The sequence below is a fragment of the Balneolales bacterium ANBcel1 genome (genome assembly GCA_029688905.1).
Taxonomy (GTDB): Bacteria; Bacteroidota; Rhodothermia; order Balneolales; family Natronogracilivirgulaceae; genus SLLW01.
On the sequence record JARULB010000001.1, the window covers coordinates 346,126 to 359,701 of the forward strand.

Sequence of the window (13,576 nt, forward strand, 5' to 3'; positions counted from 1 at the left end):
AATATGAATTCCGATATTGAAAAACTGCCGAAACTGCTGATTGAACGCGCCCTGATCTCCGTTTCCGATAAAACCGGAGTGGTGGAGTTCGCCCGCAAGCTCCACGGACTGGGCATTGAACTCATATCGACGGGAGGCACGGCCGCCGCCATGCGGGAGGCGGGGCTGCCGGTCACGGATGTGTCGGAGATCACCGGATTTCCCGAGTGCCTGGACGGGCGGGTCAAAACCCTGCATCCGATGATTCATGGCGGGATTCTGGCACGGCCCGGCATCAGCGAACACGCCGAAACGATCGCCGCTTTGGGTATCCGTCCGATCCAGCTTGTGGTTGTGAATTTATATCCGTTTCAGCAGGCGGTCGCCGCGCAGCCCGGTGATCTGGAGCACGCCGTCGAGAACATCGACATCGGTGGGCCGGCGATGGTCAGGGCCGCAGCCAAAAACTTCGAAAATGTCTGTATTGTGACCAACCCGGACCAGTACGGAAGTTTTGTCCAGCGGCTCGAATCCGGTTCCGGCCGGATCGACGGACCGCTTCGCGCTTCTCTTGCCCGCGACGCGTTCCGCATGACCGCCGAATATGACACCTTCATTGCCGCTCATCTGTCGGCTGCAACATCCCCTTCCGACTCCCTGTCGTCTGACACTTCGCACCCCGGCACTTCGCCCTCCGGCACGCCATCTTCAGAAACGACGGCCTCCGCCTCAGTCCCATCCGCAACGGCATCCACCGGCAAGGCACACTCCGATGCCGATGATTTGTCGCTTCACGAGCCCCTCCACCAGTCACTTCGCTACGGAGAAAACCCGCATCAGTCCGCCGGAGTTTATGGCACCCTGTCGGAATACATCGACTGTTTCCACGGCAAGGAACTGAGCTACAACAACTACCTGGACATTGACGCCGCGCTTCAGCTGGGCACCGATTTTCAGGACACCTCCGATTCCCTGTGCGCCATTTTCAAGCACAACCTGCCCTGCGGGGTCGCGCTGGCTTCCACCAGCCGTGAAGCGTGGGATAAGGCCTTCGCTACCGACACCGTCTCTCCGTTCGGCGGCATCGTGCTTTTCAACAAGTCCCTGGATCTCGACGCGGCCCAGGCCGTCGACGAAATCTTCACCGAGATCATCCTGGCTCCGGATTTTGATGATGATGCGCTGGCGTTGCTCACAAAAAAAGCCAATAGGAGGCTGATACGCGTCAAGCGCTGGGCCGACACATCCGCGGCGGTGATCCGCTCCATTACGGGGGGCTACCTCCGCCAGCAGTCCGATTTCGGCTTCGCGTCGGAAAAGCGGGACGTGGTAACCCGAAAGAAGCCGGATGAAGAGCAGCTCCAAACCCTGGAATTTGCCTGGCGCATCGTGAAACATGTAAAATCAAACGCCATCGTCTTCGCCAAAAACCGGCAGACCATCGGCATCGGAACCGGGCAGCCCAACCGGGTCACGTCTTCTCGGATTGCCGTTCAGAACGCGGAGCGATTCGGTCATTCGGTGGATGGCTCCGTGCTGGCTTCCGACGCCTTCTTCCCGTTCGCCGACGGTGTTGAGGAGGCCGGCAAAGCCGGAGCGTCGGCCATCATCCAGCCAGGCGGCAGTGTGCGGGATGAAGAGGTTATCCAGAAAGCGGACGAATACGGCATGGCGATGATCCTTACCGGAAGCCGGCATTTCCGTCACTGAAACGGCTCCGGCGCGGTACCAAAGCCGTGTCCGCACCATGTGATATCGACCTCCGAATACTTCCATCCACAGGTCAAATAGTTGGGCGGTACCACAGCCATTTCGGCACCATGTGCCATCGATCGGTGTTGTCCGGCGCACTCGGGTCCGCCGCCGGAACGGCATCCGTTGCTGTGGCCATGAAACGGGTACGAACTGCCCGCTTTTCACAGCCGCCGACATCCCCCGGCAAAGCCCGGAGCCGACCTCAAAAATAAATCAAAGAAATTCGCATTATGCGTCTCATTATCGTAACTTTGGACGTTAAAATGAATGTTCTTCACCCGCTAATATTCCTCGCCCATGCCGCAGACGTCCGAAGTGTCCGATATCAAAACTGCCTCTCGCCAAAACCACAAGGCCGGAATGTTCGACTGGCTCTACACCGACATCGCAATTGATCTTGGCACGGCCAATACGCTCATACATTCGAAATACAAGGGAATCGTTTTAAACGAACCCTCCATCGTAGCGCTCAATATGGAAGGGCAACCCGTAGCCATCGGACATGAGGCCCGGCTGATGCACGAAAAAACGCATAAAAAAATCCGGACAGTACGGCCGCTGCGCGACGGCGTTATCGCCGATTTCGAGGTTGCGGAGCACATGATCCGCGGGATGATCAAGAAGGTGAAAGTAAGCTGGTACTCCACCACGCGCAAGATGGTCGTTTGCGTACCGAGCGGCATCACCGAGGTGGAAAAACGTGCGGTGCGCGACAGCGCCGAGCATGCCGGTGCCAAGGAGGTCTTTCTTGTGGATGAACCCATGGCCGCGGCTATCGGCATCGGGCTGGATGTGCACGAACCGGTGGGTAACATGATTGTGGATATCGGCGGCGGCACTACGGAGATCGCGGTAATCGCCCTTTCCGGGATTGTGTACTCGCAGTCGGTCCGATTGGGCGGTGATGAGCTGAACGAGGACATCATCAACTACTTCCGCAGAAATCACAACCTGCTCATTGGTGAGCGTACGGCCGAGCAGGTGAAATGTGATATCGGCTCCGCCACCCCGCTGGATGAGGAGCTTGAGCTTACCGTAAAGGGCCGCGACCTCGTAAACGGCGTACCCCGTACGCGGGTGGTCACCTCCAACGATATTCGCGAAGCCATCTCCGAATCGGTTAACACCATCGTGGAATCGGTCACCAAGTCGCTTGAGCAGACCCCGCCCGAACTGTCCGCCGATATTCTGGATCGCGGAATCTTCCTTACCGGCGGTGGGGGCCTGCTGAAAAACCTGGACAAGCTGATTATTGAAACCACCGACCTGCCTGTTCATATTGCCGAAGACCCGCTGACGGCAGTCGTTCGCGGTACCGGAAAGATTCTGGAGGATCTGGATTACTACCGGGCTATTCTAACCTGATAGAATGACACGTGAATGCAATTTTCGCTTCGAAAGACCGAAGACATCCAGGATCATATTCTCACGGTAGCTTTTATCTTCCTGGCTTTTGTATTAATGGTGTTACGCCATGACGGCGGACTCCAGTCCGTTCGAAAGGTATCGGTTGTAGCCATCAGCTATATGGAACAGCCTCTGGCCCAGTTCCGTGTCTACCGTACCGCCCTCCAGACCAACGAAGAGCTGGGAAAGCAGAATATCATCCTGCAGGATGAATTGAGCAGGCTTCGCTCCGTTAGCGAAGAAAACCGGGCACTGCGCGCTATGATCGGCCTACAGGACACCCTGGAGCTGGATCTGCTTCCTGCCAAGATCGTTGCAAAGACACTGACCGGCATCAACAATTCGGTGACCGTAAACAAGGGCAGCAACGACGGCGTTTCCGAGGGGATGGCGCTCATTAATTTCGAAGGGCTGGTCGGGCAGGTCATCATTACCACTCCGGGCCATGCGCTGGTGATGCCTTTTTCCAATGCGCTTTTCCGGGCCAGTGCCCGAATTCAGGGTAACCGTGCGCACGGTATCGTTTCATGGAGCGCCGATCAGTCCGGAGAACTGGTCATGAACTACGTGCCTCAGACCATCGACGTTGTGCCGGGCGCGGTGGTCGAAACCTCCGGGTTCAGCAATCGCTTCCCTTCCGGGATTCCCATCGGAAGAGTGACGCGAACCCGGTCAGAGGACGGCCTTGACACGCAGCAGGTATTTGTGCGGCCTTTCGTTTCGCTGCATCAGATTGCCGAGGCCTTTGTGGTACGGTACGAACCGGAGCCGGAAGTGGAGGAACTGTTACTGCAATTCGAGGGGCTTTTCCAATGAAATCGGATGTGCTGAAATTCGGGCTCATCGGCCTTGCCGCCATTGTGCTTCAGGTCCTGGTCTTCAACCACCTGAGCTATCGCGCAATCCGGCCGGACATAACGCTGGTCGTCCTGATTTGGGTTATCGCCACCCAGAACCGAACCCTGTCCCTAATTTTCGCTGGATATATCGGACTGATGAACGATTTGTTTCACGATCTCTGGGGGCTTCATCTGCTATCGAAGACGCTTACGACCCTGCTGGTGTACCGGTTTGTGCCGCGCATTGAAGAGACAAAACTTTTTTTTACACAAGTTTTTCTTCTGTTGTTCGTGATAACCTTTGTGCACAATCTTTTCTTTCTGTTATCAGCACTCTTTACCCAGACCTACGCGACAGAACACATCATTATTGAACTCCTGATCGGCAGCAGCCTGCTTACCACCGCTGTGGGAAGTATCATCCATCTGCTCAGGGAAAATTAGTCATCCTGCCATGCTTCGTTCAAAGCAGCAAAAGCGAACCGCCGTATCGATCCGGATACTGCAGGTCACCATCCTGACGATCCTGCTTGTCATGGGGGGGCGGCTTTTTCAGCTTCAGATCATCGAGTTCGAAACCTACGGACCGTTAAGTCTGGCCAACAGCATCCGCCAGGAGAGCGTCAACCCGGCCAGGGGGCTCATCTTCGACCGATCCGGCCGGCTGCTGGTGGACAATCAGCCGATTTACACCATCACGGTAACCCCTGCCAGCTTTGAAAACGAAACCATACCGATGCTGGCCGAATTTCTGGATGTATCCCCCGAAATGGTTGAAAGCAGGGTTCAGGCCGCGCGCAGGTACTCCTGGCACCGGCCCTCCCGCCTGTTTACGGATATCAGCTTCCACAGCTTCTCACAGATCCAGGAGAACATCTGGCAGCTCCCTGGCATCGGCCATTTTGTTGAGTCCAAGCGGCACTATCCTGCAGAAGCAAAAGCTTCGCATATTCTGGGGTATCTGAGTGAGGTCACCCGAGAGGAATATAATCGCTCCAGGCGTTACAACATGGGAGATAAAGCCGGAAGAAGCGGCCTGGAATTTGTTTACGAGGAAGACCTCAGAGGCGAACTGGGAGCGCGCTACATGCGGGTCAACGCGCTCGGACAGACGCTTGGCCCCTATGAAGAGGGGCAGATGGGACGGAGTCCCGTCAAAGGCTCCGATATCTACACCCACATCGATCAGGACCTCCAGCTGCTCGCCGAAACCCTCATGGCCGGCAAGATCGGCGGCCTGGTGGCGATGGATCCCAATACCGGGGCCATCCTGGCCATGGTAAGCTCACCCCTGTTTGATGTCGACCGCCTTTCCGGAAGAATCGACATGGACTACTGGATTTCGCTGCAATCCGACACCACCAACCCGCTGTTCAACCGGGCCATATCGACCATGCAGCCTCCGGGTTCCACCGTCAAACCGTTGATGGGACTCATCGGCCTTGATTTCGGCATGATCACTCCCGAAACCGAAATCACCTGCCGCGGCAGCTTCATCCGCGGACGCGAATACAAGTGCACCCGTGCCCACGGACGCCAAAATTTGGTGCAGGCCATCAAAAACTCCTGCAACACCTATTTCTTCTCACTGATGGCCCGGACCATGGAGCAGCACGGACTCAACGCGTGGCACCGGCACGCGGCCTCCTTCGGACTGGGCCAGATTAGCGGAATCGACCTCCCCAATGAACGGCCGGGGATCTTGCCCGACAGCGCCTACTACAACCGCCATTTCGGCGGGCCACGCGACTGGGGTATCGGAGACCTCATCAGCGTCGGTGTCGGCCAGGGTACTTTTTCGACATCCCCGCTGCATATGGCTACACTCACCTCCGAACTGGCTAACGGAGGATACCGGATCCGGCCGCACGTCGTCGACCGGATCGTCAAACCCGATGGTACGATTTTGGCCACCCAACCGGAAAGAGAACGTATCCCGTGGATTCGCGAAGATCATCTCGCAATCGTTCATGAGGGCATGCGAAGAGCCGTAAGCGAAGGCTCCGGGCGCTTTTATGCGGACATCCGCGGTGTGGAGGTGGCCGGGAAGACCGGAACCGCGCAGAATCCTCACGGTAATAACCACGGGTGGTTCATCTCCTATGCCCCGTATGATGAACCGGAAATCGCCATAGCCGTACTCGTTGAAAATGCCGGATTCGGCTCCGTTTCGGCCGCACCCATCGCCGGACTGATGATGGAGCAGTATTTCCATGGACGGATTCTGCGAAACTGGGTATACGATTATGTGATCAATTTTGAGCCGGAACCGTACGACGAAGACGAGGAAGAGGTGTTGTGATGAGCTGGTACAGAGAATTAGACTGGTTGCTGATCCTCTGCTGGGTTCTGCTGTTTTCGGCAGGCCTGGTTGCCATTTACAGCGCCACACTCGGTCCGGTTTCGCAGTTTCTGCCCTCCTACATCCAGAATAATTTCTTCAATCAGATTGTCTGGATCGGCATATCGGTAGCCGCGCTGGTCACCATCCAGTTCATGACCCCGCGATCGTTTCAGCAGATCTCCTATATCCTGTACGGCGTGTGCCTGATTCTGGCCGTCGCCACAATCTTCTGGGGAGTCGAGGCCGGCGGAGCGAAACGCTGGCTGGTTATCGGAGGCGTTCGGTTTCAGATCAGTGAGATGCTGAAACTGGCGACCATCCTGGTTGTGGCCAACTACCTGACCAGCAGAAGGGATATCACCACAGAACATATCGGCTCGGCCCTTATCGCGGTAGTACTCATGCTGATACCGAGTGTCATCATCATCCTGCAAAACGATACGGGAACCGCCCTGGTGCTGCTTTCAATTATCCCGGTGATGCTGTTCTGGTCGGGGCTGCCTTACGGAATTTCGCTGTTCCTGATTTCGCCGGCCATCATCGCCTATTTCTCGGTGATCGACTGGAGGCTTGGGGTGGTTGTCACTATTCTTCTCACCATCGCCATTTTCTTCATCCAAAAAAGAGTCTGGCTTACCAGTTCTGCGGTGATCACCGGACTGTTGACGGTTACCGGCGTTCAGGTGGCGCTGTACCATGTGCTCAGGCCCCACCAGCAGGCCCGTATCGAGGCGTTTATCAACCCCGCTCTCGATCCTCAGGGGGCCGGGTGGAACGTGCTTCAAGCGAAAACAGCAATCGGCTCCGGGGGTTTGTGGGGCAAGGGATTTCTTGAAGGCACCCAGACACAGCTCCGTTTCCTTCCGGAGCAGTGGACCGACTTTATCTTCCCGGTAATCGCCGAGGAGTTCGGGTTCATCGGGGCCGGCTCGCTGCTGATTGTTTTCGGAATCCTGCTGCTTAGGCTGCTGATCATCGCCGGCGAACACAAACATCCGTTTGCCCAGCTCGTGATTGTCGGTGTCACCACCATCTTTTTTGTGCACCTGGTGATCAACCTGGGGAGCGCCATGGGGCTGCTGCCGGTGATTGGTCTGCCTCTGCCTTTTGTCAGTTATGGAGGCTCCGCGTTCCTCTCCTATACCATCATGCTGGCCATCTGTCTGAATTTCCACCTGTATAAACGAGAGTTCAGTATTTACTCGTGACGATGGCTTTTTCCGTGCGAAGACGAAACGAACGCCGGTGATAGCGGGTGTAGCCGAACTCCTGCAGCGCTTTGTAGTGATGTGCCGTGGGATATCCGACATTGCGGTCCCATCCAAACTGCGGATACTCTTCGTGAAGCCCGGCCATGAGTCTGTCGCGATGTACTTTGGCGACGATAGATGCGGCTCCGATACTGGCGCTTCGGCCGTCTCCCTTTACGATGGTTTGGGAACGGATCAACAGGCTGTCGATCCCTTTGTTGCCATCAATAAGCAGAAAATCGGGTGGGGGGTTCGACCGCTCGGCACACTGTGCCATGGCCAGCAGGGAAGCCTTCAGGATATTGATTCTGTCGATCTCTTCCGGGCCGCACACCGCTACCGTGCAGCTGATGGCGTGTTTCCGGATCTGTTCGGCGACGAACTCCCTTTTGTCGGCTTTCAGCAGTTTGCTGTCGGCTATGCCGGTAATCAGATGGGCTGTTGAGGGGTCGAGAATAACTCCTGCGGCGACAACGGGTCCGGCCAGGCAACCGCGCCCGACCTCGTCCAGACCCATGATATGGCGAAACCCCTCTTGCCAGAGCCCGGACTCGAATTCGTAGAGATCAGTTTTGGGAGGAGCAGATGGCATCTGAAAATGCCGGTAATGGTATTTCGAGCCTGCACCGAAAACAGATGCGGAGTCCCGGAATCCGGAGCAGGCAGTGAGACGAGTTCATGGATCGTTTTGCGGATCCGGAAAAAACAGGCAGAGCCGGCTGCACAGAAACCGGTAATTACATCAAGTCCAGCTGCTGCATTACGGCATCGGTGATATCGTAATTCTGCCGGGCTTCTTCGGAAGCATACAGGATGATGAAATCACCGTCGTTGGTCATGGTGTTGAGCACAAAGGTCAGATTGCGCTCACTGGCTACCGCATCGATGGCATTCTGGATTTTGTCCAACAGAGGCTCAAGCAAGGTCATTTGCCGTTCCTGGATTTCCTGCTGGAAGTTCTGCTGGAACTCCTGAAGCTCGAGGTTCAGTTCGGCGAGGCGCTCTTCCTCCTGCCGCATCGCCTCCTCGGAAATGACTGCCATTTTCTGCTGATACTCTTCCACTTCCCGGCGGAAGGTGGCTTCTTTTTCGGCAAACTCCTGACGCTTGCGCTCCACGAAGTTCTGCAGCCTGCGCTCAATGGCTGCCATTTCGGGCATACTTCTCATAATCGTCTGTGGATCTACATAGCCGATCCTGAGATCGTCTTGCGCCTGAACCTTTTGCGCTGGAAGTGCGCCGAATGCCAGCAGGAAAACAAATCCGAATACGATAAATGCTTTTTTCATTTTTTTATTCTGTTGATTTAGTAAGATCACAAATTGGAGGGGCGTTGCGGGCTTTCCGGCAAATCCGGTATTCTGACTTTCCGGCCTCGCACGCCACCGTTAACGATTGAAACTCAGTTTGTCATTCTGGCAATGACCTGCTGGGTGAGGTCAAGTTCATCTTTGCCCTGCTGGGATACATACAAAAGAAGCAGTTCACCCTGGCTCGTTGCTTCGTTGATCACATAATCGAGCTGCTTTTCCGTTGCCAGCTGCTCAATAATCCGGTTCATTTCCTGCAGAACGGGGCTGAGCAGTTCCGACTGCCGCTGTTCGAGTTCACGCTGTATCCGCTGCTGAAATTCACTAAGCTCCTGGTCCAGTACCTGAAGCTCCTGCTGGCGCCGGCGGGTTTCCGCTTCCGACAGATCCGGTGCTTCCTGCTGAAAACGGGCCAGCATATTTTGAAATTCAATCGCCCGCTCTTCAAACTCCTGTTCCCTTTGGTCGATGAATCGATTAAGCTGCCTCTCAATGGCGTTTCTTTCCGGCAGGTTGTCCAGAACCTCCTGGGGATTCATATATCCGATTCTTGGTTGCGCGACAAGCGATCCCGCTATCAGGAGCGTCGCAAATACGGTCAATAGAAATGGCTTCATAGAAATACTGTAGATCAGTTGATCTGAAAATTTTTGGAAGATAAGACTTTTCGTGCAGCGATTGCAAAAGATCATATGGAAATACGTGCGGGCGTACTCAATAATTGTGTGAATGCTTAGAAATTATCCTCGATAAAGATACCCATTTCATTCAGCACGTCACGGCTAAGGTCATGGCGCTGTCGGGAATAAAGAAACAGGTAGTCACCGGCCCGGTCGTAGACGTGATCATATCCGTCCCTTTCGGCAACGGTGACCACCGCATCCAGGATGCGTTGTTGGAGGGGTTCGAGCAGTTCCTGCTGCTGCCGGAAGTAGTCGCCGTCCGGACCGAACCGCCGCTCGATCAGCTGTTCCCTTTCACGAATTTTCTGGTCGATTTCCTGTTGCCGTTGTCGTCTCACATCCGGCGTAAACAGAATTTCCCGCGCTTCAAACTCCTGCTGCAGCTGTTCGATCTCCACCTGCTGATCGTTTATCTCCTCCCGCCAGTTGGAAGCGAGTGTTTCCAGGCGTTGCTGGATACCGGTGTATTCGGGAATATGCTCCATCATGAAATCGGTATCCACATAACCGATTCTCTGCTGCGCGGTGGCCTGGACGGCAAGCCCAGCCAGAATTATGCCCGCAAACAAGACTGATAACCAGAGTTTGTTCGTCATCAAAACGGTGCTCCGATATTAAACAGGAATTGCCATTCGCCGGCATTCACACCGGGCGCTTCGAGTCCGTCGAACCGGTAACCGTAACTCAGATCCACCAGGCCAAGGATGGGCATGAAAATGCGCGCACCGAATCCGGCGGCCCGTTTGACATTAAACGGGTCGAACTCCTTATAACCGAGAAACGAATTTCCGGCCTCCACAAAGGTATAGGGGATGAATTGAATCTGTTCGCTGCTTATGAGCGGGTATCGCATTTCGGCAAAATACTTGTTATAGACGGTACCGCCGATCTCCTGTCCATCCCGGTACGGGGAGATGGAACCTTCAAACCCTCCCGGGTATCCTCTCATGTCGATGTTGTCCCGGGTGAATACCTGCTGCTGCTGCAGTGCCGTTCCACCGAGATAAAAACGTTGGAACTGGCTTCGGTCGGAACTGCTGAACCAGCTCATATAGCCGTACTCGGCCCCGTAAGAGGAGACCAGTTTGCCCACGATGGGAATATGGTACTGCCAGGAGAGGCCGGTCTTGAAATACTGCGAAAAGCCGGGCATGGGCGGGGCTGCTTCGAAACTGAGCCGGAGCCTGGACCCTGCGCTGGGCGAAAGCGGGTTATCGATGGAGTTTCGCTCAATAATCTGTTCCAGTGAAAGGATGTTGGCCTGTCCGCCGAGCAGAGCCACATAGCTGTCGACATCAAAATACTGATATCGGAGACGGGTAATATGGCGGAAGTAGTCATCCGGCCAGCTGAGGCGGCGTCCATAGGAGACCGATCCCATGAACATCTCCTGCCGGGCCGAGCTCTGTGTGAATCCGGTGCTGCTGCGGCCGCTGAACAGGCTGTAGGACAGGTTGATTCCGAACGAGTTCGGCCGCCCGAGGAACCAGGGCTCCTGAAAACCGAAGCTGAAGTTTTGATAGCCGCTTCCGGTCACCTGAACGCCGAGCGAGAGTCTTTGACCGTCGCCGCTGGGCAGTGGCCGCCAGGCGGATGAATTAAACAGGTTTCTGGCGGAGAAATTGTTGAAGTTAACCCGTGCCGAGAGAATGAGCCCGAACTGGCGCCCGCCATATCCGCCAGAAAACTCGAAGTTATCCGTTCCCTGGGTTTCATCCAGCATGTAAATGATATCCACTTCCTTGGCCTCATAATCGACATCGAGATCGGGCTGGATCGATTCGGGGTTGAAATAGCCAAGCTGGGACAATTCGCGGATGGAGCGCATGATAGCCGACCGGCTGTAGCGCGCTCCGGGGATGTTCCTGAGATTTCGGCGGACGACGTTGTCGTGGGTCTTGGTGTTACCGGAAAACTCAACCCTGCGAATGGTTGCGATTTCATCTTCAATAATGAACAGGGAGATGTCCAGTGAGTCGCCCTCCACCCTGTTGAATTCAGGCTGCACCTGGAAAAAGAGATAGCCGACATCGTTGTACATGCTGGTAACATCGGTGTTGTCGCGGTTCATCCTCAGGTTCTCTTCGAACCGCTGTTCGTTGAACACATCCCCGCTGCTCATGTCAAGCGCGTCGGTCAGCTGTTGATCTGTATAGACGGTATTGCCGTCCCAATCGATATTTCTGACATGGTACTGCGGACCTTCAACCACCCTCAGGAAGATTCCGATCGCTTCCTTGTCCCTTCTTCGGGAATAGACATAGACCGAATCCTCAATGATGCGGGCATCCATAAAGCCGTTCCGGCGGTAGTACTGGAGCATCTCTTCCTTGCCCTCATCGAACTCGTCCCTGCTGAAGGTTTGCCTGGTGAAAATCCGCCACCAGCGGTCCCGTTTCACATCACCCAGATTTCTTCGGAGCCTGCGGTCGGAAAACGCATCGTTTCCTTCAAAAGTGATGGACCGGATCTGAATACGCTCGCCCCGGTCGATATCGAAGAGCAGCGACACCCGGTTGCGCAGCGTATCGGTATCGGTCACAATTACATCAACAGCGGTATTGCGGTATCCCTGTTCTTCGTAGTACCGTTTGATGGTATTGACCGACTGGGCTTTGGCGGATTCTGTAACGGCAAAACCGGTGGACAGAGGCAGCTTTTCACGCAGGTCGCGCCGATGCGAACGGCGGGCTCCCTCGAAGCTGAAATCCTCGAGGCGGGGCTGTTCCTGCACAACAATCTCAATATTTATCGCACCCGGCTCAACCTCCTCCTTGAAGATCCTGACATCGGAAAAGAGTCCGGTGTTGTGGAGCCTCCGAATAGCCTGCGGTATATCCTCCCCCGGAATACGGATGTTGGAACCGACCCGGAGATTGGATGTGGATACGATAAATGTTTCGCTGTAAAACTGGCTTCCCGTAGCGGTAATTTCGAGAATCTCGTAGAGACGCGGCTGCTCGTCGAAAGGGTTTGTCGGGCGGAATTCGGCCTCGCCCGCAGTTGTACCGGTGACATTTTGTGCCGTTGATGGCATTGCGGCAAGAAGCCCTGAAATAATGACCGCCGCTGGAATTAATATTTTCTTCAAACTATAAAACACGGTTATGGAACGCCCTGGAAATTTGAATTAGTATAAAAAAGTTCGCTGTTGGTTATCGAAAAGCTGCTGTGGATTCCTGCACCTCTGCCCCGTGAAGAACTTTACCAAACCGGCGTTCGCGTTTCTGAAAGGATGCAATGGCTTTGTACAGCTCGTTACGCCGGAAGTCGGGCCAGAATGTGTCGGTTACATAGAGCTCGGAGTAAGCCGATTGCCAGAGTAAAAAGTTGCTGAGCCTGAGCTCTCCGCTGGTACGGATGATGAGCTCCGGATCGGGCATTCGGGCCGTCGCGAGATGGTCGCTGATCATTTCGTCGGAAACATCGGCGGCATCAAGCAGTCCATCCCTCACTTTTTCTGAAATAGCCGCCATTGCCTGTCGGATGTCCCAACGGCCGGAATAACTCAACGCGAGGCAGAGCTCCATGCGGCTGTTGTTCTCGGTAAGGGCCATGGCGTCTTCGAGTTCACGGCGGCACGACGGCGGCAGCCGGTCGGTTTCCCCGATGGTGGTGAGCCGTATGTCGTTATCATCCAGTTTGCGGGTTTCGTTCCGGAGCGACTGAACCAGCAGTTTCATGAGGGCACTCACTTCGCTTTTGGGCCGGTCCCAGTTTTCGGTGGAAAACGCGTACAGTGTAAGATGTTTAACCCCGACCTGGGCACACGCTTCCGTTGTGTCTCTGACCGACTCGACCCCTGCTTTATGGCCGAAAATACGCATACTGCCCCTGCTTTTGGCCCATCGGCCGTTTCCATCCATAATCACGGCAATATGCCGGGGGATGGGCCCCTGTTCCTGAAGCAGTGTCTGTTTTTCCCGATCTTCTGCCGATATGTCGTTATTTGAAAATCCTGCGGTATTCAATAATTTCTGCTTTTAGTGTTCATCATTTAGCATCCCAA

General features: G+C 55.0%; 12 protein-coding genes. 6 read left to right on the forward strand and 6 right to left on the reverse strand.

The annotated features are described in order from the left end of the window. Nucleotides 1-3 precede the first annotated feature (3 nt). The 6 genes from purH (at nt 4) to rodA (ending at nt 7,532) form a co-directional block, all read left to right on the forward strand. The gene (purH, locus tag QA596_01325) at nt 4-1,689 is read left to right on the forward strand and encodes a bifunctional phosphoribosylaminoimidazolecarboxamide formyltransferase/IMP cyclohydrolase (GenBank protein ID MDG5766087.1); all 1,686 of its coding nucleotides are present in this window, start codon (nt 4-6) and stop codon (nt 1,687-1,689) included. A 342-nt stretch (nt 1,690-2,031) separates the two neighbouring features. Continuing rightward, nucleotides 2,032-3,099 (forward strand): rod shape-determining protein, encoded by a 1,068-nt coding sequence (locus QA596_01330; GenBank protein MDG5766088.1) that lies wholly within the window; start codon nt 2,032-2,034, stop codon nt 3,097-3,099. 15 nt (nt 3,100-3,114) lie between these two features. Next, on the forward strand, nt 3,115-3,957 hold the full coding sequence (gene mreC, locus QA596_01335; GenBank protein MDG5766089.1) for a rod shape-determining protein MreC: 843 nt from the start codon (nt 3,115-3,117) through the stop codon (nt 3,955-3,957). Beyond that, nucleotides 3,954-4,424, forward strand: a complete 471-nt coding sequence (mreD, locus tag QA596_01340; GenBank protein ID MDG5766090.1) for a rod shape-determining protein MreD — start codon at nt 3,954-3,956, stop codon at nt 4,422-4,424. The genes mreC and mreD overlap by 4 nt, the downstream gene beginning before the upstream one ends. Nucleotides 4,425-4,434: 10 nt before the next feature. Then, nucleotides 4,435-6,282, forward strand: coding sequence for a penicillin-binding protein 2 (gene mrdA / locus QA596_01345; GenBank protein ID MDG5766091.1), 1,848 nt, complete (start codon nt 4,435-4,437; stop codon nt 6,280-6,282). After that, nucleotides 6,282-7,532 (forward strand): rod shape-determining protein RodA, encoded by a 1,251-nt coding sequence (gene rodA, locus QA596_01350; GenBank protein MDG5766092.1) that lies wholly within the window; start codon nt 6,282-6,284, stop codon nt 7,530-7,532. The genes mrdA and rodA overlap by 1 nt, the downstream gene beginning before the upstream one ends. Here rodA and QA596_01355 read toward each other — a convergent pair. From QA596_01355 to QA596_01380, 6 genes are all read right to left on the reverse strand, one after another. Next, complete coding sequence (locus QA596_01355) at nt 7,516-8,166, reverse strand: ribonuclease HII (GenBank protein ID MDG5766093.1); 651 nt, start codon at nt 8,164-8,166, stop codon at nt 7,516-7,518. The genes rodA and QA596_01355 overlap by 17 nt on opposite strands. Nucleotides 8,167-8,311: 145 nt before the next feature. Continuing rightward, nucleotides 8,312-8,863: an OmpH family outer membrane protein gene (locus tag QA596_01360; GenBank protein ID MDG5766094.1), complete on the reverse strand. Its 552-nt coding sequence runs from the start codon at nt 8,861-8,863 to the stop codon at nt 8,312-8,314. Between the two features lie 113 nt (nt 8,864-8,976). Next, the gene (locus QA596_01365; protein ID MDG5766095.1) at nt 8,977-9,501 is read right to left on the reverse strand and encodes an OmpH family outer membrane protein; all 525 of its coding nucleotides are present in this window, start codon (nt 9,499-9,501) and stop codon (nt 8,977-8,979) included. A 116-nt stretch (nt 9,502-9,617) separates the two neighbouring features. Continuing rightward, entirely contained in the window at nt 9,618-10,163 is a 546-nt protein-coding gene (locus QA596_01370) for an OmpH family outer membrane protein (GenBank protein ID MDG5766096.1), read from the reverse strand. Further along, nucleotides 10,163-12,658, reverse strand: a complete 2,496-nt coding sequence (gene bamA / locus QA596_01375) for an outer membrane protein assembly factor BamA (GenBank protein MDG5766097.1) — start codon at nt 12,656-12,658, stop codon at nt 10,163-10,165. The genes QA596_01370 and bamA overlap by 1 nt, the downstream gene beginning before the upstream one ends. A gap of 64 nt (nt 12,659-12,722) precedes the next feature. Continuing rightward, nucleotides 12,723-13,538: an isoprenyl transferase gene (locus QA596_01380; protein ID MDG5766098.1), complete on the reverse strand. Its 816-nt coding sequence runs from the start codon at nt 13,536-13,538 to the stop codon at nt 12,723-12,725. Nucleotides 13,539-13,576 lie beyond the last annotated feature (38 nt).